Source organism: Rhodococcus sp. MEB041, from assembly GCF_030208955.1.
GTDB lineage: Bacteria > Actinomycetota > Actinomycetes > Mycobacteriales > Mycobacteriaceae > Rhodococcoides.
Window position 1 is genome coordinate 21,863 of the sequence record NZ_JARVSZ010000010.1, and the last position, 22,518, is coordinate 44,380.

Here is a 22,518-nt window from a genome sequence, read left to right on the forward strand (position 1 = left end):
AGTTTGGCGAGCTGATGGCTGAAGAAGAGACAACGACGTCCGCACCGGAGCCGACAGGTGACGCCGGGGCCCCGCAGGCGGGCGACATGACCGTCGCGCAGCTGAGGGACTGGCTCCGCGCCTGGGTCGCCGAGGCCACCGGCAAGGACGTCTCGGAGATCTCCGACGACCGTCCGATGGAGGAGTTCGGTCTCGCGTCCCGCGATGCCGTCGCGCTGAGCGGCGACATCGAGGATCTGGTCGGCGTCACGCTGACGGCCACGGTCGCGTACCAGCACCCCACGATCGCCTCGCTCGCGACACGCATCATCGACGGGGAGCCCGAGTCGGAGAGCGGCACCACCGACGACGCGTTCTACCTGTCCGGCACCACCGACGACAGTCACGACATCGCCGTCGTGGGCGTGTCCACCCGCTTCCCGGGTGCCGGCCACACGCCGGACGAGATGTGGGACATGCTGTCCGGCGGACGCGACGGCATCACCGATCTGCCCGAGGGCCGGTGGTCCGAGTTCCTCGGCGACCGTGCCATCGCCGAGGCGGTGGAGAAGACGGTGACCCGCGGCGGGTACCTCGACGACGTCAAGACGTTCGACGCGGAGTTCTTCGCCATGTCGCCGCGCGAGGCGGCCAACGTCGACCCGCAGCAGCGCCTCGCGCTGGAGCTCACGTGGGAAGCGCTGGAGGACGCGCGGATTCCGGCCAACGAACTCAAGGGCACGCAGGTCGGCGTCTTCATCGGCACGTCGACCAACGACTACCAGATGATCGCCGTCAGCGATCCCGACCCGCACCCCTATGCACTGACCGGCACGTCGACCGCCGTCGTCGCGGGGCGCGTGTCCTACTTCTACGACTTCCGCGGGCCGTCCGTCGCGCTGGACACCGCGTGCTCGTCGTCCCTCGTCGCCGTGCACCAGGCGGTGCGCAGCCTCCGCACCGGTGAGTCGAGCCTGGCCCTGGCCGGCGGCGTGAACATGCTGCTCTCGCCCGCCGCGACGCTCGGATTCGGGCAGACCGGCGTGCTCGCACCCGACGGCCGCATCAAGGCGTTCTCGTCGGACGCCGACGGCATGATCCGCTCGGAGGGCGGCGGCCTGGTGGTGCTCAAGCGTCTCGAGGACGCCGAGCGCGACGGGGACACCGTGCTCGCGGTCATCGCGGGCAGCGCGGTCAACCAGGACGGTCGCTCGAACGGGCTGGCCGCGCCCAACCCGGACGCCCAGGCCGACGTCCTGCGGACCGCCTACCGCGACGCCCGCATCGTGCCCACCACCGTCGACTACATCGAGGCGCACGGCACCGGCACCATCCTCGGCGACCCCATCGAGGCCGATGCACTGGGTCGCGTCGTCGGCCGCGGACGCGACGCGGACAAGCCCGCGCTGCTCGGTTCCGCGAAGACGAACTTCGGCCACCTCGAGAGTGCCGCGGGCGCCGCGGGGCTCATCAAGGTGATCCTCGCGATGCGCGAGAACCAGGTGCCGCCGTCCCTGAACTACGCCGGACCCAACCCCTACATTCCGTTCGACGCGGCCAGGCTCCGCGTCGTCGACACCGCGACGGACTGGCCCCGGTACTCCGGCACCGCCATCGCCGGTGTCTCCGGCTTCGGTTTCGGCGGCACCAACGCGCACGTCGTGGTCCGCGAGTACGTTCCCGCCGCGTCGGCGCCGAGCGTTGCCGGCGCACCCGAGTTCGATTCGCCGGAGTTCCATTCGACAGCGGTCGATCCGGAAGCGCTGATCGGGGAGCCCGTGGGCGTTCCCGAGGAGACGCCGGCGGACATCGAGCGGGTACTCGCGGGTGTGTCGGCGTCTCCGGCCGAGTCCGAGGAGGCGCCGGAGCCGGGACCCGTTCTCCTCGCCGTGTCGGCGAGCATGCCGTCGCGCCGTCGTCGTGCGGCATCGGATCTGGCCGACTGGATCGAGTCCGAGGTCGGCAGCACCACGGACCTCGAGGCTCTCGGTCGGTCCCTCGCCCGTCGTAATCACGGGCGCTCCCGCGCCGTCGTGCTCGCCACGACGCGTGCCGAGGCCGTCGCCGGACTGCGCGCCGTCGCCGACAACAAGCCGGGCCCCGGCGTGTTCTCCGCCGACGCGCCCGCGTCCAACGGCCCGGTGTGGGTGTTCTCCGGCTTCGGTGCGCAGCACCGCAAGATGGCGAAGGACTTCTACGCGTCCGAGCCGCTGTTCGCCGCGGCGCTCGATCGCGTCGACGCCCTCATCGAGGACGAGTCCGGGTACTCGATCCGGGCGATCGTCTCGGACGACTCGCTCACGTACGACTTCGAGAACTCGCAGGTCGGGATCTTCGCGATCCAGGTGGCGCTCGTCGAGACGCTGCGTGCGTACGGCGCCGCGCCGACCGCGGTGGTGGGCCACTCGATGGGTGAGGTCGCCGCCGCGTACGCCGCCGGTGGTCTGAACCTCGAGGACGCGGTGCGCATCATCGTGGCGCGTTCGCGACTGCTCGGCGAGGGCCAGGAAGGTCTCGGCGACGCCGAGGCCGGCGCGATGGCGCTGGTGGAGTTCTCCGCGCAGGAGGTCGCCGACCTCACCGATCGCTTCCCCGGGGTGGAGCCCAGCGTGTACGCAGCGCCGACGCACACGACCGTGGGCGGACCGGCCGAGCCGGTGCGACAGCTGGTCGAGTGCGCCGAGTCGCTCGGCAAGATGGGCCGCATCCTCGACGTGAAGGGCGCCGGACACACCTCGGCCGTCGATCCGTTGCTGGGCGAGCTCGCGGCCGAACTGATGGGCATCGAGCCCACCCCACTCGCCGTGTCGGTGTTCTCGTCGGTGGACAGGGAAGCGTTCTACCGCGCGGGTCACGAGCCGATCCACGGTGTCGAGTACTGGACCAAGGGCATGCGCCATCCCGTCTGGTTCACCCAGGCGGTCAAGCTGGCCGTGGATGCCGGCTACACCACCTTCGTGGAGTTGTCGCCCAATCCTGTGGCGCTGATGTCCGTCGCCGCCACGGCCTGGGCGACGGGTGTCCCGGACGCGACGCTGATCGCGACGCTCAAGCGCAAGGAGAGCGAGCCCGCGACGTTCCTCGCCGCACTCGCCGACCTCTACGTGCACGGCCATGCCGTGACGCTGTCGAGTCTGTTCGGACCCGGCGAGTACGCGAAACCGCCACGCACCGCCTTCGTGCGCAAACACCACTGGATCGACGCCGCGGTGCATCTGGGCAGCGGCAGCGCCGGGGGCGCGCGAGTCGCGTTGCCCGACGGCCGCGTCGTCTGGGAGACACCGGTGGCCGGTGTGTCCGCCATCGGAGATCTGGTGTCGACACTCGCCGGCGAGGTGCTGGGCGACGTGACGGTCGGCGCCGTGGTCACGCAGCGCCCCGTGCCCACCACCGGTTCGCTCACCACCACGCTCACCCCGCATCCGGGCGGTGCGTCCCTCCAGGTGCACTGGAACGACGGCACCCTCTTCGTGCCGGTCGCCGACGCCGTGGTCACCGCGGCGGGCGGTGTCGGATCACTGGCTCCCGCAGGCGATTCCGCCGCGGCGGCTCCGTTCGTGGAGGAGGAACCCGAGGTCGTCGACGACTTCGGCGATCGCTGGATCCCGAACGGGACCCAGACGATGGAGGATCGTCTCGCGATCATCGTCGCCGAGTCGATGGGGTACGCGCCGGAGGATCTGCCGGCCGAGATCCCGTTGATCGAACTGGGTCTCGACTCACTGATGGCCGTGCGCATCAAGAACCGCGTGGAGTTCGAGTTCGACATCCCCCAGGTGCAGTTGCAGGCCGTGCGCGACGCCAGCCTGCGTGAGGTGGAGAAGTACCTCCGCTACGCGCTGGACAATCGCGAGGAGGTCGCGGCGCTCGCCGAGCAGCAGGAACGCGAGCGCACGGCCGAGCAGGCCGCCGATCAGACGCCCGAGCAGGAACCCCCTGTCGCACAGCCGGATCCGGTGATCGCCGAGCCCGAGACGGCGGTCGACGAGACCGTACCGGGATCCGACAGCGGGCAGGCGGGCCCGACCACGGCGACGGCGTTCGAGGCGCCCGTGTCCGACGCGGTGACCGACGTGGGCGACGCACAGTCGTTCGCGGAGGCAACCGGGACGGACGTCGCACCGCGTGACGCCGCGGAGCGCCTCACCTTTGCGACGTGGGCCGTCGTGACGGGGCAGTCCGCCAAAGGTATCTTCAATCCCCTTCCCGTGCTGGACGATCCGACGGCCGAGAAGCTCGCGGAGCGTCTGAGTGAGCGGTCGAAGGGCGAGATCACGTTCGACGACATCCTCGATTCGGAGACGATCGAGCAGCTCGCCGACGTGGTGCGGCCGTTCCTCGAGTCGGGCGACGTCACCGGACTGGTGCGCACGCTGCGCGCTCGCCCGGAGGGCTCCACCGCGGTGCCGGTGTTCGTCTTCCATCCCGCGGGCAGTTCGTGCGTCGTGTACGAGCCGCTGCTCAAGCGACTCCCGGCGGACACGCCGATGTACGGCTTCGAGCGCACGGAGGGACCGATCGAGGATCGCGCCCGCGAGTATCTGCCCCTGCTCCGGGAGATCCAGGGCGACGGGCCGTACGTGCTGATGGGCTGGTCCCTCGGCGGTGTGCTCTCGTACGCCGTCGCGACGATGCTCCGCGAGGAGGGCGCCGACGTGCGCTACGTCGGGCTCATCGACACCGTCATGCCGTACGAGCCGATCCCGGACACCGCGGAGGAGATCGAGCTCCGCTGGAAGCGCTACGCGCAGGTGGGCAAGAAGCTCTACAACGTCGACTACCCGCTGCCGTACGAGAAGCTGGCACAGGCCGACGACGACGGCCAGATCAAGATCATCATGGACATGGTCAAGATGAGCAGCGCCAAGATCCCCAGCGGCATCATCGAGCACCAGCGCACGTCCTGGTTGGACAACCGCGCGATCCAGACCGCCCGGCCCCAGCACTACGACGGGGACGTCACGCTCTACATGGCGGACAAGTACCACGACGACGCCATCGCGCTCGAGCCTCGGCTCGGCAAGCGGGAGCCGCACGGCGGCTGGGCGCCGTTCGCACCGAATCTGGACATCGTGCACATCGGCGGTGACCACCTCGCGGTGATCGACGAGCCGTACATCCGCGCGATCGCCGCGGATCTGACGGGCAAGATGCGAGACATTTCGGCGTCGATCACGCCCGAGGGAAGCGAGTCGCACACGTGAGCACCACTGCCGCCAAGCTGGCCGAACTGCGCGAGAAGTTGGAGGTGGCGCGGGAACCCGCAGGGGACGTCGCCATCGCGAAGCGCGCGAAGAAGGGCATTCCGAGTGCGCGCGAGCGCATCGACATGCTGCTCGATCCGGGTTCCTTCGTCGAGATCGGCGCCCTCGTCCGCGCGCCCGGCAACCAGGACTCGCTGTACGGCGACGGCGTGGTCACCGGCCACGGCACGGTCGACGGCCGACCGATCGCCGTGTTCTCGCACGACCAGACCGTGTTCGGCGGCACCGTCGGCGAGATGTTCGGCCGCAAGGTCGCGCTCATCATGGAGTTCGCGGCGGACGTCGGTTGCCCGTGCGTCGGTATCAACGACTCGGGCGGCGCGCGTGTGCAGGACGCCGTCACGTCGCTGGCCTGGTACGCGGAGCTCGGTCGTCGGCAGGAACCGTTGTCCGGCATGTGCCCGCAGATCTCGGTGATCCTGGGCAAGTGCGCCGGCGGCGCCGTGTACGCGCCGATCAACACCGACATCATCGTGGCCACCGAAGAGGCCTACATGTTCGTCACCGGCCCGGACGTCATCAAGTCCGTCACCGGCGAGGACGTCAGCCTCCACGATCTCGGGAGTGCCCGGAAGCAGGCCGAGTACGGCAACGTGCACCACGTGGCTCAGGACGAGAAGGCAGCGTTCGAGTGGGTGCGCAAGTACCTGTCGTACCTGCCGTCGAACTGCCACGAGCAGCCGCCGGTCATCAACCCCGGTCTCGAGCCGACCATCACGGACGACGATCGTTCGTTGGACACCTTCATGCCGGACTCGGACAACGCCGGGTACGACATGCACGAGATCCTGCTGCGGATCTTCGACGACGGTGACTTCCACGAACTCACCGCACAGACCGCGTCCAACATCATCGTCGGGTTCGCCCGCGTCGACGGTCGTCCGGTGGGAGTGGTGGCCAACCAGCCGATGCACCTCAGCGGCGCGTTGGACGCGGCGAGCAGCGACAAGGCGTCTCATTTCATCAACATCTGCAACGCCTTCGAGATCCCGCTCGTGTTGGTCACGGACACACCGGGATTCCTGCCGGGGCTCGAGCAGGAGAAGATCGGCGTCATCAAGCGCGGTGGCCGGTTCATCTTCTCGTACGTGTGCGCATCGGTCCCCAAGGTCACCATCGTGATCCGCAAGTCGTACGGCGGCGGATACGCGGTGATGGGGTCGAAGCAGCTCGGCGCCGACATCAACTTCGCCTGGCCCACAGCACGTATCGCGGTGATGGGCGCGGAGGGTGCGGTGTCGATCATGGCGCGCAAGCAGCTGGCCGAGGCGGGCGACAACGCTCCGGCGATCCGTCAGGGATTCATCGACTTCTACAACGAGCACGTGGCGACGCCGTGGGTGGCCGCCGAGCGCGGTTACATCGACGCCGTGATCGAGCCGTCCACCACGCGTCTCGAGATCCGCAAGGCCCTGCACATCCTGCGCGACAAGGCGAAGGAACCGCGACCGAGAAAGCAGCATCTGTTCCCGATCTAGTTCCGCCGGGGCTATCGTGCTGCCATGAGACGGACCGTGGTCGTCCTGGCCTGCGTCGGAGCGGTCGTGGTGCTGGTGGTGGCCGCGGTGGTGGCGGTGGTGATCACGCGGTCGTCCACGACGTCTCGCGACGATGCGCGGTTCCAGGAGTCGATCGCGTCGTTCTACGAGTCACCGGACACGCCTGCCGCGCCGGGTGAGCTGATCCGCATCGAGCCGATCGACGATCTGGACGTGCCCGGCGGCACGGCCTACCGGATGCTCTACGGCACCCAGCGTCCCGACGGGTCGCCCGCCGTCTCGTCCGGAATGCTCATCGTGCCGACGGCACCGGCGCCGCCGGGTGGTCGTCCGGTTCTGGCGTGGTCTCACGGCACGCTCGGCTTCGGAGACGAGTGCACCCCGTCGCGGCGGTACCACCCGACGATGGACACCCTGGACTTCACGAATTGGTTGCCGTCCGTGATGGAGCGCGGGTGGGTCGTCGCGGCGACCGACTACACGGGCCTCGGCACCGCCGGTGACACCTACTATCTGATCGCCCGCAGCGAGGCGCAGGACGTTCTGAACTCGGTGCGTGCGGCGCGCGATCACGCTCCGGCGCAAGCGAGTTCGGTGTACGCCACGTTCGGGCACTCGCAAGGCGGTCACGCGGCGATCGGCACGGCGATGTTCGCCGGCTACGCGCCCGAGCTCCGGTCGGTGGGCGCGGCGGCGGCAGCGCCCGCGGCGCTGCTGGGTCCGCTGTTCTCCGAACAGTGGAACACGTTCGTGGCGTGGGGGATCGGACCCAGCGTCGCGGTCTCGTGGCCGGTCGTGTATCCCGACCTGCCGCTCGAGGGGGTGCTCGGCGACGCGGCGATGTCGCGCTACCGGTCGCTGGCCGACGGGTGCATCACGGACGAACTGCCCGAACTGTTGCTCGAGCGCGCCGAGGGGGAGCAGTTCTTCGACTCCGACCCCATGCAGAACCCGGACTGGGCTGCCGCCGCAGCGGATCAGACCATCGACCTCTCGCGCGTCGACATACCCCTCTTCGTCGTCCAGAGCCTCGCCGACACGGTCGTCCTCCCGAACACGACGGCGCTGCTGGCCCGGACGGCCTGCGCCGCACCGTCTCCCGAGTCCGACGTCGCCTGGATCGGCCAGGTGGCACACCAGGACACGGCGAAGGTCGGCGGCCTGGTGGCGGTCGACTGGTTGCAGGACCGCTTCGACGGCGTCCCCGCGCCGAACTCGTGCTCACACCCGTCGCCGATCGCGCCGGCGGAGCCCACGGGGTGACGAACGCCGTCTAGTAGACCCGCAGCGTCCCCGGCGACCACAGCCCGCTCCGGGTCTGCTCGGTGACCTCGACGGTCGCTGCGGACGCGCTCGGATCGAACCTGTCGTAGCGCTCGAGCGAACCCCAGTCGCGTCCCCAGTCGTGGTTCAGGTACGTCGGCACGGTGGTGGGTGTCGCCAGCATCTCGGTGAAGCCCAGCGGGCCACCGTTCTCCGCGGCCTGCCACGTGTCGGTGGACGAGACCGCCAACCCGCGATCGGGCAGGATGCGGAAGTTCGGCACCTCGGCGACGCCGTCGAGATGGTCGAACGGACGCTGGCACGGGAACTGCAGCCCCACGGCCCAGTCCAGCAGGACGGGCTGCGTCGTGCCGATCTCCTCCTGCAGCGGGACGACCACGGGCACGCGGGGCGGCGTGAAGGCCAGCCACTGGTCACCGGTGAGGTTGGGATCGTTGGCGACCACACGCACGGCATCCGCATCGGGGGAGAGCTCGTCGAGCGGGATGCGCAGGTTGCGCCACGACGGTGCCGGGCCGATGTCCTTGGGGAGGTAGTCGCCCTGGACCTGCACCGAGCCGTCCGGCTGCCGGATGCCGTACTCGACGCGGAGCGACTGACCGTACGTGTTCTCGCCGGTCTCCTGGTTCTCGGACCAGATGCGGCCGGCCGCACTGACCACCACCAGGGGCGCGTCGTCACTGCGCGCGGGGAGGCCGTACCAGCTCGACGTCGCGTAGGCCGGTGTCTGCACCCCGGTCTGGTACGAGCCGAGGACGGGTGTCGTGGCGGGGTCGAGCCCGAAGGGCAGGCGCGCGGTGGAGCCGTTGACACCGGCGGCGCCGACACCACCCGCGGTACCGGAGGACTGGCCCTCCTCGAAGGACGCGCCCACGGACTGCTGGTCGGTGTTGCCCTGTCCGGGCTTGACCTCCACGGCGTCGGCACTGAGGTCGGTGGGGATGCCGTTGGGTGTGAAGCCGACGGGCTCGGCGCCGCCCAGTGGGCCCGTGGCAGTGTCCACCGGTCCCGGAAGTGGCGACAGCACACCGGCGTTCGGGTCGGACTCCACGAGGACATCCCCGGCCAGTCCGCAGCTGTTGCCGGCCAACGCCTGCACGTTGGAGCGACCGAGCGAGTAGGCGGGGTACTGCGAGACGGCACCCTTGAGGAGCGAGAGGATCTCGAACAGGACGAGCAACCCGGCTACCACGGTGAGCGGCGCGGCCGCGAACTTGCGGATGCGCCGCCCGCGTTCGGTTCCGGGCTTCGGTTGCGGCGCAGCGAATCCCTCGCGGAGATAGTGCCATGCCGCGAGTCCGACGGCGGCGAAGAACAGGATCAGCAGCACGGTGTTGGACTGGATCCCCTTGACCGAGACCACCTTGTCGAACCACGGCACGCCGTAACTCGAGACGTACCAGTACCCGTTGATGCCCGAGAACGACAGTGCGAGAACGAAGGCGAGACCGACGACGAAGACGGTGCGGTTGCGCCGCGACCGCAGTGCACTGGCCGAGACCGCGACGGCGGTGAGCGCCGCGAGCGAACCGGCGATGCCGGCGTACACCCCGAAGTGGTGGGTCCACTTCGTCGGGTTGAACATCATGAAGAAGATGGTGCCGAAGACGACACCGATGAGACGCCACGCCGGACCGGACGGAACGCCCGGGATCCGCTTGCGACGCAGCAGGACGAACACCGTGGTGAAGAGGCACAGCAGCATGGTCAGGAAGGCGAAGCGGCGGGCGACCGATCCGTCGACCGTCTGGACGAAGAGGTAGTAGTACCGCAGGAAGTCGTTGTACCAGGGCAAGTTCGGACCGATGAGCGTGCGCACACGCGTCGACTCCTGGACCGCCGCGAAGGTCTGGTCCCCGTAGACGACGATGAGGACCAGCACGCCGGCACTGGCGATGGGTGCCAGCAGCGGCAGCGTCCCGACCATGCGGTGCCGTTTGACGACGATGCGCACCAGCGGCCGGATGCCCGTCAGGATCGCGGCGACACACATGAGGCCGGTGGGTGCGGCGGCGAGGGTGAAGGCGCCGATCAGCGCTGCCATGGCGGCGGGGAGCAGCCGTCCGGTCGCGATGGCGCGCTCGACGGAGCACCACGTGAGCAGGGCGCCGAGGGCCACGACGGGCTCGGGACGCAGCCCGTTGTTGTACGGCAGCCAGAAGGCGAGGAAGACCAGTCCGCCGGTCCAGACGGCGACCGAGTTGACGCGCACCGCGCGCCCGAGGCGCGGGACCACCTCGCGGCTGATGACCAGCCAGCACAGGATGCCGGCGATCAGCGCGGGCAGGCGCATCCAGGGGCTCGCCGTCGAGATCTTGGCGAACGCGGCCAGCACGTCGTAGTACCAGCCGAAGGGCGCCTCGGGGACGCCGAACCAGCGGAAGTAGTTGGCCATGTAGCCGGCGTTCTCGGAGACGCGGGCCATGGTGAGCAGGTACCCGTCGTCCGCGGTGTTGGCGCCGAAGAAGTGCCAGCCGGCAAGTGCGCCGACCACCACCGCGTCGATACCGGTGACCTTCCACCAGTGCGCGGGGAAGAAGCGGCGGTGGGTGCGGCCGTCGACACCGTCGAGCCTGGCCAGCGCACTCAGTGCGAGCGCCGTGCAGGCGATGGCGGCGGCCATGGCGAGCAGCTTGAGCACGGTGGGCGACGACGAGAAACGGGAGTCGACGGCGATCGACACGTCGAGGCCCGGGTACTGCGCGGCGCTGCCGGCGAGGTCGGAGTAGACGCCGACCACCTGGGGCCGCAGGTCGCCGCCGAGCTGACCCGCGCGAGGATTGCCCTGTGCGTCCACGAGCCCGTCGAACGACGCGGACGTGGCATCGATGGTCGACTCGAAGGTGATCGCCCCGCACGCGGCCGACTGCACCTCGGAGCGCGGGGCGGAGACGATCACGACGTTGCGGTCGAGGACGTCGACCGTGTTCTCGCCGACGCGGACGAACATCGCGTTCAGCGCGGCGCCCTCGCCCTGCGGCGGCGCGGTGGAGAGGAGGATGCCGCCCGCGGCCGGCACGTCTGCGACGGCGCTGCAGGGGATGGAGACCGACATCGAGACCGGCACCTGGGACATCAGGGGTGCATCGACACTGTCGACGGTGCCGTCCTGCGGCCACTGGACGACGGCGTCGTCCTGCGTGACCGGAAGGAACGGGGTCAGAATCGCGAAGAGAACACCGAGAACCCCCGCCACCATCGCCACGAGGCGGGTGGTGCGGTACTGCTGTCGGACGTCCACCGAGCGATCCGGGCCGGCAGGTGTCGGCGCGGTCGGCGAAGAGGTGAGGGCGTCGGGCACGGCTCCCGATGTTATGCGACCGTGATCCGGTTGCTGCACTCGCTGGTTACTTACTGGTACTTGATGTGTCCGGGCGACCAGATGCCCGAACGCGACGACGTGGTTACGTCGGGTTCGACGGCTACCGCGTCCGGGTCGAGGGGCAGATAGCGCTCGAGGGATCCCCAGTCGCGACGGAGGTCGTCCGCCAGGTAGGTCGGTACCGTCTCCGCGCGCAGGACCAGTCCGGTCCAGCCCAGAGGGCCGCCGCCGACGGAGTCCTGCCAGGCGTTGGTCGACTCGGCACCGTTGCGGTCGGGCAGGATGCGCCACTCCGGCAGTTCGGCGACTCCGTAGCGGTGGTCGAATGGCCGCTGGCACGGGAACGCGAGTCCGACGGACCAGTCCAGCAGCACCGGGTCGGTGGACCCGACGACGTCGTTGAGAACGGTGGTCCGCGGTGCGCGCGGCGGGGTGACGGCGAGCCACTGGTCGCCCGCCAGATCCTCGTCGGAGGCGACGAGTCGCACCGCGTTCGCGGTCGGCGGGACCTGGTCGAGGGGGACCCGTAGGTTGCGCCACGACGGTTGCGGGCCGATGTCGATGGGCGCGACGCGTCCGAGGATCTCCTCGGCACCGTCCGCCCCGACCGTGGCGTACTCCACCTCGAGGCTCTGCCCCGGGGTGACGATGCCGTCGGTGTCGACCGAGCGGATACGACCCGCCGCAGTGACGGACAGGAAGTCTCGCTGCGCGGCGTCGGGCAGCGCGTACCAGCCGGACGTGAGGCTCGCCGGTGCGGCGTCACCGGAGCCGAAGCTGCCGAGCACCGGCGTGGTCGCGGGGTCCAGCCCGAACGGCAGCGCGATCCGCGAGCCGTTGACGCCGGTGCCGGCGGTGGTGCCGCCCCCGGTGCCCGCGCTGTTCGCGGTGGCCTGCTGATCGGTGTCCGAGGGGTCGACCGAGTTGGCTCCGCCTGTCGCACCCGACCTCTCGCGATCGGCGCTCAGATCGCCGGCGACGCCGTTCGGGGTGAAGCCGACGCTGTCGGTCCCGGCGAGCGGGTCGGCGCCCGGCTCCGGGTTCAGCGGCTGCAGCATCGAGGCGTTCGGATCGGTCTCCACCAGGACGTCGCGTGCCAGGCCACACGATTGACCGAGGATCGAGTTCACGTTGGACCGGGCCACCGAGTACGCGGGGTACTGCGACACCGCGCCCTTCAGCAGGGACAACACCTCGAACAGCACCACGAGGCCGGCCACGACGGTGAGCGAGGCCCCGCTGAAACGCCGGGTCCGCGCCGGCTCGGCGCCGACGTAGGGAGCGCGGAAGTGTTGCCATGCGGCGTACGCCAGCGTCAGCACGGTGAGCCCGAGCAGCAGCGTCGCGAAGCCCTTGCCGGCGATGGACGGGGGCTTGTCGAACCACGGCACGCCGTAGCTCGAGACGTACCACCACCCGTTGGACCCGGTGAACGCCAGCGCGGTGAGGAACAGGACGGCGGCCGTGAACAGAGTCCGGTTGCGCGGTGAACGCTCCGTCGCCGACATCACGGCGATGGCGGCGAGCGCGGCGAGAGACCCTGCGAGCCCGGCGTAGACGCCGAAGTGGTGCGTCCACTTGGTCGGCGTGAACATCATGAGGGCGAGGGCTCCGGCGACGATGCCGAGGATGCGGCGGGACGGACCGGTCGACGTTCCCGGGATCCGGCCGCCGCGGCGCAGCATCACGACGAGACAGGTCACGAGGCACAGCAGCATCGCGAAGACGGCGAAGCGGCGGGCGAGCGATCCGTCGGGCGAGATGTTGAGCAGAGCGTCCCAGCGGTACCGCTCGTCGAACCACTTCACGTTGGGTCCGACCGCGGATCGGACACGGGTGGCCTCGAGGACGGAGGCGACGGTCTGGTCGGCGAACACGGCGAACAGCACCACGGTGCCCGCCGCGAGGATCGGGGCCAGCAGCGCGGGCAGTCCGACGGCGTGGCGCCGGCGGACGACGATCTGGATGACCGGGCGCGCGCCGGCCAGCAGCGCGGCGATCGCGATGAGGCCGGTGGGTCCGGCAGCGAGGGAGAAGGCGGCGATCACCACGGCCACGGCCGCGGGCAGCAGGCGCCCGGTGGAGACCGCGCGCTCGATGGAGCACCAGGTGAGCAGAGCGCCGAGCGCGATGATCGGCTCGGGACGCAGGCCGTTGTCGTAGGGCAGCCAGAAGGCCAGGAAGACCAGACCGGCCGTCCACACGGCCACCGGTCGGGTGCGCACCGCGCGACCGAGGCGCGGGATGACCTCCCGAGAGATGACGAGCCAGCACAGGACGGCCGCGATCAGCGCGGGCAGGCGCATCCACGGGCTGGCGGTCGACACCTTGGCCAGTGCGGCCAGCATGTCGTAGTACGGCATGCCGAAGGGCGCCTCGGGCACGCCGAACCACCGGTAGTAGTTGGCCATGTATCCCGAGTGCTCGGAGACCCGCGCCATGTTGAGCAGATATCCGTCGTCCGAGGTGTTGGCGCCGATGACGTGCCACAGCAGCAGCGTCCCCACGACCACGGCATCCACGCCGGTGACCCGGAGCCAGTGCCGGGGGAAGAACCGCCGTGCGCGCCGGCCGTCGGCGTCGTCGAGCCGGTGCAGTGCGACCAGCGACGCGATGACCAGGAGCGACCCCAGCACGATCGCGAGCAGTTTCAGCGTCGAGGGTGAGGAGGAGAACCGGGAGTCCACGTCGATGCGTACCGACATGTCGGCCGGTGCGGATCCGGTCAGGTCGCTGAACACCCCGACGGTCTGGGGTCGCACGTCGCTCGGGGCGGTGCCGGTGAGATCGCCGACCGCCGCGGTGGTGCTCTCCGGCGTCGAGCTGAGAGTGAGCGCATCGCAGCCGGCCACGGTGTCCGCGGGCACCGAGAGCAGCAGTTGGTCGCGCAGCACGACGGTGACGTCGCCGGCGTCGGTCCGTGTGACCACGAGGCCCACGCGCCGGGCGTCCGCTGACTGCGGCGCGACGGTGGACAGCACCAGGCTGCCCGGCGCGGCGTCGGCGAGAACGGAACACGGGACGGTGGCCGACAGCGAGAGCGGGTTGTACGAGACGAGGGGCGTCTCGACGCTGGTGAACGAGCCGTCCTGCGGCCAGGTGACGGACGCGGCGTCCTGCTCGACGGGCAGGAGCGGAGTGAGGATCGCCAGAAGTGTGCCGAGCAGACCCGTGACGATCGCGACGATGCGCGTGGTGGCGAACTGTCCCGACCGGCCTCCGGCCTTCCCGAAGGCGAATCGACTCGGTCTCGACGCCGGGGCCGGTGGTTCGGTCGTCGTCTCGGCGGTTGTCGGCACGCCACGATGCTAGGCGACGAGACCCGCCCCGCCAGAATCCGCGACCGTCAGCGGACGTCCCACACGTACGTGCCGTCGATCTCGGTGGCGGTGCGACCCAGCAGATCGTCGACGGTGTCGCGCAGTGCGTCCTGGTTCTCGGTCGGGGGCAGCATCACCACGTCGGCATCCCAGAACGCGAGGTCCTCTCGCGCCGTGCGTCGCTGATCGTCGTTCAGTGTCGGGACGATGCCGGTGCGTCCCGCGGTGCCGAGCAGCTTCGCGGTGGGTCGATCGATCGCGCCGTACTTCGCCTCCCCGTCCGGTTGTCCGCTCGGTCCGACGAAGTAGCCACCGGCGATGCGGTACTCGAGCCCGGTGTCCACCTGCCAGCGCAGCGCTGCGGCGGTGCCGGGATTCGGGACCGGCACGGTGACGATCGATCCCGGGTCGTCGGTGTCGACGTACTCGCGCCACGTCCCGTCCGCCAGGAACGACGGGGTCTCTCCCCGGTCGGCCGTCGTCAGCGGTGTCGGTGCGAGGGGGACGAGTGCGACGGCGAGAGCGCCCGTCCACACCACGGCGACGCGGCGCGACGCGGGTGCGGTCAGGACGTGATCGGTGACCATCGCGATCAGCAGCGCCATGGCCGGCACCGCGGCCAGTACGAACCGGGTCTCGAGGACGGACTGCAGGAGCGGGATCCGGTCGAGGTACTCGCCGGGCAGGGCGATGCCGGTCTCCGTCCCGTCGACCACGAGGGCGACGCCCAGTGAGGCGACGCCGAGGATCAGGATCGACACGAAGGCGGCCACCGCGATCGGACGGCGGCGCGGCACCACGGCGGAGACCACGACGAGAAGCAGCAGCGGGATGCCGAAGTACGCGTTCTGCTCGGTGGGGTTCAGGGCGACGTCGTCCATCGGAAACGCTGCACCCCAGAGCGACTGGGGCGGGAACCGGACGAGTGACACCAGATCGTTCCCGGGCAGATTGTGGTCGAGGTAGCTGTAGTGCTGTCGCCCGCGGAACTGCCACCACAGGGGTACCGCGACGAGCACCGTTGTCAGCAGTGCGGCACCCAGCACGGGCAGGGCCGCGTGCCGGACCATGGGGACGAACCGGCGCGGCCGGAACACCCAGTACAGCACCGTGAACAGGGCGACGGCGACCGCGAAGACGAGGAGCGGCTCCTCGCCGAGCATCACCTGCCACGCCACCAGGAGACCCAGGACGACGGCGTGACGGCGACGGCGAGTGTTCTCCGCGTCGGCGATGCGGACGAGTAGATACAGGATGAACGGCAGGACTCCCAGCACGACGAAGTTGGGGTGGGCGTTGGCGTGCGAGATCATGCCCGGCGCGAACCCGCAGAGGAGCCCGCCGAGACCCGCGGCCGCACGTGACCGGATCACGGTGCGGGAGAACAGGAAGTACCACCCGTAAGCGGTGGTCGCCAGCCCGAGCGTCAGGGCGAGGGTGAACGTGGCCGCCGGTCCGAAAGCCAGAGTGATCGGTGTCAGAGGTACCGACAGGCCGAGCATCGCGGTGTTGGCCATCATGTTCACGCCGTCGGGCGCGTTCTGCAGGTCGGAGAAGAACGGGTTGTCGAAATGGGTGACCGAGCGGGCGGTCACGGCGAAGAACCACTCCCACATGGTCTGGTCCTGGCCGCTGAAACGGAGGTACTGCGACTGCAGGTGCTGCCACTGGTTGTGCAGCACCAGCACGGACAGCAGCGTGTAGACGGTGGCAGCGAGGAGGTCCGCCCGGCGGGCGGTCACGTGCGCACGACGAGGACGAACGGACCGATCTCGCGGATCTCGAACCGAGGGTCGTCGAACAGCGACTCGGGGTAGGAGACGGTGTAGCGGCGCACGTTCGGATCGTTGGGGTACACGTCCTCCGCGAGACGCAACGTGTAACCGTCGGCGCCGCGGCGGAAGAGGAACGCGTCGGGGGCGCGCCACGGCAGGGCATCGAGGGCGGCGATCAGCTCGTCGCTGCTGCGCAGATCGCTCCACGACTCGATGGCGTCGGCGCGGGCGGCGAACTCGGCGAGCGGGTTCGCGTAGTGCGACGTCAGCCCCTGGAACCCGAAATACGGGTGGTACGCGAGGAACGTCGTGTCCGAGGTGAGCAACACCGTGTCGGTCCGCGGACCGGGCCGCGCCTCCTGGAGTGCCGCGTCGACCTCGCCGTAGTACGACACGGCGCTCGGTGGTCTCTGATCGGCACGGACTCCGTCGCCGTCGGTGTCCGTGTACGCCACCGTGATCTCGTTCTGCAGGACGTGGGGGATGTCCTGGGCGAAGGCGACGGCGCCGACGATTCCGACCGCGACGGAGACGGTTCGGACCCGGGGCGACTCACTCGCCACCAGGTACAGCGCCCGAGCGCCCTCCACGAAGCCGAACACGCCCGCGGCGCCGAGGATCAGCACCAGCACCGCCTCGAGTCGGAAGCCGAGCAGGGTGGTACCCGCGACGGTGGCGAGCATCGACAGCAGGCACCACCCGTAGACGGCGACGACGCCGAGACCCAGGGCCTGCGCACGGCGAGAATCACGGACTCGCACCACGATCCACAGAGTGCCGACGAGGCACAGGGCGCCCGTGAGGGTGAACTGCGCCATCGGGAAGGGCAGCTCGGACCCGGACTCCGGCAGGTAGTGCAGAGCGGTACCGTTCTCCGCCGTGCTGCCCGTCAGCGACGCGAGCAGGTACGGCGCCCAGACGGTGAGCGCGAGCAGCCCGGAGATGCCTGCGATGACGACGAGGCGAAGTGCCGGGTCGAGCAGCACTGCGAGGGAACGGTTCTCCCGATAGCGCAGCACCGCCGCGACCACCGCCATGAGCACGACGGTGAAGGCCGCGATACCGAGATAGAGGGTGTAGACCGTCGCGGCGACACCGAGGAACAGGCCGGCGCCGACGACGGCTCCCCATCCTGCGCCGCGCGTCGACCCCGGGCGATGGAGTGCACCCCACGCCAGGATCAGCACGGGCGGGATCATGACTGCGATCGTGGCGCCGTAGGCCTCGGGTGAACCGTAGGCCAGCATCAGGGCCGTCACGCCGAGCGCGGCCAGTACTGCCAGGTCCGCCCAAACGAGACTGCGCCACAGCACGAGCGAGACCACGGCGGCGACGGCGAGGGACGCGATGGCGTAGGGCTTGTAGGCCTCCCACCCGGCCATGCCGAGGGCGTTCGCTACCCGGCCGCCGACCCAGAACCAGCCCGCGGGATAGTACGGCGGGAGGTCGGCGTAGGTCATGTCGGCCAGTGCCGGCGAGTCGGTGAGGCGAGTGAGGTACTCGGTGCGGAACTCCTGATCCACCGAGATGCCGAACAGGTACAGCTTCGTGGCGGCCAGCGGCATGCCGAGTGTGACGGTGACGAATCCGGAGAGGCCGATCCACGACAGCAGGGTCGCGACACGGGGGGAGCGGCGCAGCCGGAGCATCACCACCGACGCGGCCAGCACGGCGAGAGCAGCCACCTGCCCGACCGTCGCGACGGCGCGAGTCACGTTGGAGGAGTTGAATGCCGGCCACTGCACCAGGGAGAAAGCGTACAGACCGACCGCCGCCACCGCGGCCGCGACGACTGCCGCGGCGACGGCCTCTGCGCTGGTACTCAGAGCCGTCCGCATGACTCTGTTCGGCATGGCCCTGCTCAGATGGGGAGTTTGCGGAAGATCGGACGCGGGACGTGCCGCAGCGCCATCATGACGAAGCGGAAGGGCCCCGGAGCCCACACCAGATCCTTGCCCTTGCGGGACGCGGACACGGCCAGCTTGGCGATGTCCTCCTTGTCCACCGTCAGCGGTGCTTCCTTGACGTGCGCGCTGAACTTGGTGCGCACCATGCCCGGACGGATGACGGTGACGCGAGGACCGAACTCGCGCAGGGCTTCCCCGAGACCGAGGTAGAACCCGTCGAGTCCGGCCTTGGTGGAGCCGTAGACGAAGTTGGAGCGCCGCACGCGCTCGCCCGCGACGGAGGACATGACGATGATGCGGCCGAAGGCCTGCGCCTTCATCTTCTCGCCGAGGAGCACACCCACCGACACCGACGCGGTGTAGTTGATGTTGGCCGTGAGCACGGCCTTGTTCTGGTCCTGCCACAGCAGTTCCGGATCGAAGTCCACCGCGAACGCCACGATCGCGACGTCGACGTCGCCCTTCGACCAGGCCTCATCGATGACCTTCGGGTGCGACGCTGTGTCGAGCGCGTCGAAGTCGATGACCTCCACGGACTTGGCGCCCTTGGCCGTCAGCTGAGCGACGGCCGCGTCACGCAGGGGATCGTTGGGCAGCGCCGCGAGAATCACGCGAGCCGACGACGTCGAGAGGTACTCCTCGGTGATCGCGAGGCCGATTTCGCTCGTGCCACCCAGTACGAGAATGGTCTGCGGGTCGCCCACAGCATCGATCGTCACAGCAGTTCCAACCTTCTGGCCATATCCGAGGCGAAGACGCCTGTGGGGTCGACGGATCGCCGAACGGCGATCCACTCGTCGATGCGCGGGTACATCGCGTGGAACGTGTCCGCGGACGTCCGGGAGTCCTTGGCTGTGTAGAGCCGTCCGCCGAACTCGAGCACCCGCCGGTCGAGGTCCGCGACGAACGCGCCGAGACCCTCCTTGATCGGGAAGTCGACGCAGACGTTCCAGCCCTCGATCGGGAAGCTCAGTGGCGCTTGGTTTCCCGGCCCGAAGAGCTTGAAGACGTTGAGGAACGAGTAGTGCCCCGAGCGCTGGATGTCGTGGATGATCTTCTTGAACTCGCCGACGGCCTGCGGCGGCACCACGAACTGGTACTGCAGGAATCCGGCCGGGCCGTAGGCCCTGTTCCACTCCCCGAACATGTCGAGCGGGTGATAGAACTGCGTCAGGTTCTGCACCTTGCCGCGGTAGGTACCCGACTTGCGGTACCAGAGCTCGCCGATGGGTCCGAACGTGTACTTGTTCGCGAGGCCGTTGGGGAACACGTCGGGGAAGGTCAGCAGCGGCTTCGCGCTGAAGCGCAGCGGATCCTTCTGCAGCTTCGCCGGCAGCTGGTCCAGGGTCGCGAGCGATCCGCGCGACAGCGCCGCACGTCCCAGCTTCGGCGGACCCGAGATGGCGTCGAACCAGGCGCTCGAGTAGTCGTACCGGCTCTCGCTGCCGTCGCTGTGGATCGCGATGGTCTCGTCGAGGCTCGCCGTCACGTCGCCGTCGGCGATGAAGTACGCGGTCTCGGTCGGCGTCATCTCGATGGTCGCCCGCAGGATGATGCCGGTCAGGCCGTTGCCGCCCACCGTGGCCCAGAACAGCGGCGCGTCGTCGCCGTCGGGCGTGATGTGGCGGACGGTGCCGTCCGCGAGCAGCAGCTCCATCGAGCGCACGTGATTGCCGAAGCTGCCGGCGCTGTGATGGTTCTTGCCGTGGATGTCACACCCGATGGCGCCGCCGATGGTCACCTGACGAGTGCCGGGGAGCACGGGAACCCACAACCCGAACGGCAGTGCCGCACGCATCAGCTGGTCCAGACTCACTCCACCGTCCACATCGACGATGTGCGTCTCCGCGTCCATCGAGTGGATGCGGTTCAGTGCGCTCATGTCGACAACGAGCCCGCCGCCGTTCTGCGCGTTGTCACCGTACGAACGGCCGAGTCCGCGGGCGATGACGCCGCGCCGCAGATGGGACGGCTTGCTCTCGTTCTGCTCCGCGACCCGGAGGACGGCGGCGGCCACGATCTCGGGATCGGACGTGGTCAGCACCTGCGCCGTGGTGGGCGAGGTACGTGCCCACCCGGTGAGGGTGCGCGCACTGGTGGGTGGCAATTCGGTGATGGACATCGTTCGTCAGGTTACAGGCAGTGAGAGGGCCAGTACGCTGACGCTCTGTGTCATCAGACGATCACCAGCGCCTTCCTCTGCCCGTCGAGATCCCCGTCACGGAGAACACCGCCGACGACGCGCTGGATCTGCGGACCCAGGTTGTCCGGTTCCTCGTCACCGGGGTGCTGTCGGCCGTCGTCGACTTCTCCATCACCATCGCGCTGCAGTACGGCCTGGACGTGCAGCTCTCGCTGGCCAAGGCGGCGGGATTCGTCGTGGGCACCACCGTCGCGTACCTGATCAACCGGCGCTGGACGTTCGCGGCACCGCCGTCGCGGGCGCGGTTCGTGGCCGTCGTCGTCCTGTACGCGGCGACGTTCGGTGTCCAGAACGTGCTGTACACGCTGTTCGGGCACCTGTGGCCCGAGACGATCCTCTACAGCGCCGCGGCGTTCGTCATCGCGCAGGGCACCGCGACGGTGATCAACTTCGTGGTCCAGCGAGCGGTGATCTTCAAGCTGCGCTGACGCGCCCGTGCGCCTTGTGCGCATCCAGCGATACGTAAAAGGCGCACGGGGGCTAGGCCCAGTCCTTGAAGGCGGGTGCCGCGGCGTCCTTGTCGGAGAGTTGGTAGGTCAGGGGCGTGCCGTCGCGGCCGTGGGTGGGCCAGTCGATGGCGAGGTCGGGGTCGAGCGGGTGGATGTCGCGGTCCGCTCCGGGGGTGTACTCGAGGCTGCACAGGTACATCACCGTGGAGTGGTCCTCGAGGGAGAGGATCGCGTGACCCAGCCCGACGGGCAGGTACACCGCGCGGCGGTCGACGTCGTCGATGAGCACCGAGTCCCAGGTGCCGTACGTCGGTGAGTCCTTGCGAAGGTCGACCACGACGTCGAGGAACGCGCCGCGGGTGCAGGTGACGTACTTGGCCTGCCCGGGTGGGTCGACGGTGACGTGAATCCCGCGAAGCACACCGGCGGCGGAGACCGAGCAGTTGGCCTGCAGCAGTTCCAGGGGGTGCCCGACGGCGGCGGTGAAGGCGGAGTCCTTGTGCCATTCGAAGAACACCCCGCGGTCGTCGCCGAACTGGCGGGGAGTGAATTCGAACGCCCCGGGGACGCGCAGTTCGCGGAAGCTCACGGTCGGTGTCCTCTCTCGAGCAGGTCCAGCAGGTATGCCCCGTATCCGGACTTGAGCAGTGTCTGCGCGCGGGCGCGCAGGTCGTCGTCGGTGATGAACCCGCGTCGCCACGCCACCTCCTCGGGGGCGCCGATCTTGAGGCCTTGGCGCTGTTCGATGGTGCGCACGTAGTTGGAGGCGTCGAGGAGCGATTCGAAGGTGCCGGTGTCGAGCCACGCGGTCCCACGCGGCAGCACCTGCACCTGCAGGGTCCCCGCCTCGAGGTAGTGGCGGTTGACGTCGGTGATCTCGTACTCCCCGCGAGCGGAGGGGGCGAGGTCGCGGGCGATGGCGATGACGTCGTTGTCGTAGAAGTACAGCCCCGGCACCGCGTAGTTCGACCGCGGGTGCGTCGGCTTCTCCTCCAAGGAGAGGGCGGTGCCGCTCTCGTCGAATTCGATGACCCCGTACGCGGTGGGGTCGGAGACCTCGTAGGCGAACACCGCGCCGCCGTCGATGTCCCCGAACCGGCTCAGCTGCGTTCCCAGGCCGGGGCCGTAGAAGATGTTGTCCCCCAGCACCAGCGCGGCGCCCTCGGTGCCGATGTGCTCGGCACCCAGCACGAACGCCTGCGCGAGGCCGTTGGGTTCGTGTTGCACCTTGTAGGTCAGCGAGATGCCGAACTGGGAGCCGTCACCGAGCAGCCGCTGGAACTGCTCGGCGTCCTGCGCGGTGGTGATGATCAGGATGTCGCGGATCCCGGCGAGCATCAGCGTGGTCAGCGGGTAGTAGATCATCGGCTTGTCGTAGACGGGCACCAACTGCTTGCTCACGCCCTGAGTGATCGGATGCAGCCGCGACCCCGTGCCACCGGCCAGAATGATTCCTCGCATGATGGTCGAGTCTTTCAGACTGCGCTTCGCGCCGCTCTCCCACGTAAAGTGCCGC

12 protein-coding genes are annotated in these 22,518 nt (G+C 69.3%); 4 read left to right on the forward strand and 8 right to left on the reverse strand.

Features of this window, described 5'->3' with window-relative positions; translation table 11 throughout:
- The first annotated feature begins 14 nt into the window (after positions 1-14).
- The 3 genes from pks13 to QRN16_RS20510 are packed head-to-tail and all read left to right on the forward strand — an operon-like array spanning position 15 to position 8,005.
- A complete protein-coding gene (pks13, locus tag QRN16_RS20500) occupies positions 15-5,183 on the forward strand; it encodes a polyketide synthase Pks13 (RefSeq protein ID WP_502944030.1) in 5,169 nt (1,722 codons plus the stop codon).
- The gene (locus QRN16_RS20505) at positions 5,180-6,721 is read left to right on the forward strand and encodes an acyl-CoA carboxylase subunit beta (protein ID WP_027507281.1); all 1,542 of its coding nucleotides are present in this window, start codon (positions 5,180-5,182) and stop codon (positions 6,719-6,721) included. Before pks13 ends, QRN16_RS20505 begins: the two co-directional genes overlap by 4 nt.
- Positions 6,722-6,745: 24 nt before the next feature.
- On the forward strand, positions 6,746-8,005 hold the full coding sequence (locus tag QRN16_RS20510) for a lipase family protein (protein ID WP_285189580.1): 1,260 nt from the start codon (positions 6,746-6,748) through the stop codon (positions 8,003-8,005).
- A 10-nt stretch (positions 8,006-8,015) separates the two neighbouring features.
- Here the strand turns inward: QRN16_RS20510 and QRN16_RS20515 are convergent, their stop codons facing one another.
- From QRN16_RS20515 to dprE1, 6 genes are read right to left on the reverse strand one after another with little or no spacing between them, the layout of a single operon-like run.
- Complete coding sequence (locus tag QRN16_RS20515) at positions 8,016-11,327, reverse strand: arabinosyltransferase domain-containing protein (RefSeq protein WP_285189582.1); 3,312 nt, start codon at positions 11,325-11,327, stop codon at positions 8,016-8,018.
- A 50-nt stretch (positions 11,328-11,377) separates the two neighbouring features.
- The gene (locus QRN16_RS20520) at positions 11,378-14,647 is read right to left on the reverse strand and encodes an arabinosyltransferase domain-containing protein (RefSeq protein ID WP_502944031.1); all 3,270 of its coding nucleotides are present in this window, start codon (positions 14,645-14,647) and stop codon (positions 11,378-11,380) included.
- Positions 14,648-14,694: 47 nt separating this feature from the next.
- Positions 14,695-16,410 carry a 6-pyruvoyl-tetrahydropterin synthase-related protein gene (locus tag QRN16_RS20525; RefSeq protein ID WP_285189583.1) on the reverse strand — a complete coding sequence of 572 codons (1,716 nt, stop codon included), beginning with the start codon at positions 16,408-16,410 and terminating at the stop codon, positions 14,695-14,697.
- A complete protein-coding gene (locus tag QRN16_RS20530; protein ID WP_285189585.1) occupies positions 16,407-18,296 on the reverse strand; it encodes a galactan 5-O-arabinofuranosyltransferase in 1,890 nt (629 codons plus the stop codon). Before QRN16_RS20530 ends, QRN16_RS20525 begins: the two co-directional genes overlap by 4 nt.
- Positions 18,297-18,304: 8 nt before the next feature.
- The gene (gene dprE2 / locus QRN16_RS20535; RefSeq protein ID WP_027507284.1) at positions 18,305-19,069 is read right to left on the reverse strand and encodes a decaprenylphospho-beta-D-erythro-pentofuranosid-2-ulose 2-reductase; all 765 of its coding nucleotides are present in this window, start codon (positions 19,067-19,069) and stop codon (positions 18,305-18,307) included.
- A complete protein-coding gene (gene dprE1 / locus QRN16_RS20540) occupies positions 19,066-20,472 on the reverse strand; it encodes a decaprenylphosphoryl-beta-D-ribose oxidase (RefSeq protein ID WP_056443121.1) in 1,407 nt (468 codons plus the stop codon). The genes dprE2 and dprE1 overlap by 4 nt, the downstream gene beginning before the upstream one ends.
- 47 nt (positions 20,473-20,519) lie before the next feature.
- Here dprE1 and QRN16_RS20545 point away from each other — a divergent pair, with 47 nt between their 5' ends.
- Positions 20,520-20,981, forward strand: coding sequence for a GtrA family protein (locus QRN16_RS20545; protein ID WP_285189590.1), 462 nt, complete (start codon positions 20,520-20,522; stop codon positions 20,979-20,981).
- A 52-nt stretch (positions 20,982-21,033) separates the two neighbouring features.
- Here the strand turns inward: QRN16_RS20545 and QRN16_RS20550 are convergent, their stop codons facing one another.
- Positions 21,034-21,591, reverse strand: a complete 558-nt coding sequence (locus QRN16_RS20550) for a dTDP-4-dehydrorhamnose 3,5-epimerase family protein (protein WP_222641408.1) — start codon at positions 21,589-21,591, stop codon at positions 21,034-21,036.
- Positions 21,588-22,463, reverse strand: a complete 876-nt coding sequence (gene rfbA, locus QRN16_RS20555) for a glucose-1-phosphate thymidylyltransferase RfbA (protein ID WP_027507342.1) — start codon at positions 22,461-22,463, stop codon at positions 21,588-21,590. Before rfbA ends, QRN16_RS20550 begins: the two co-directional genes overlap by 4 nt.
- Positions 22,464-22,518 lie beyond the last annotated feature (55 nt).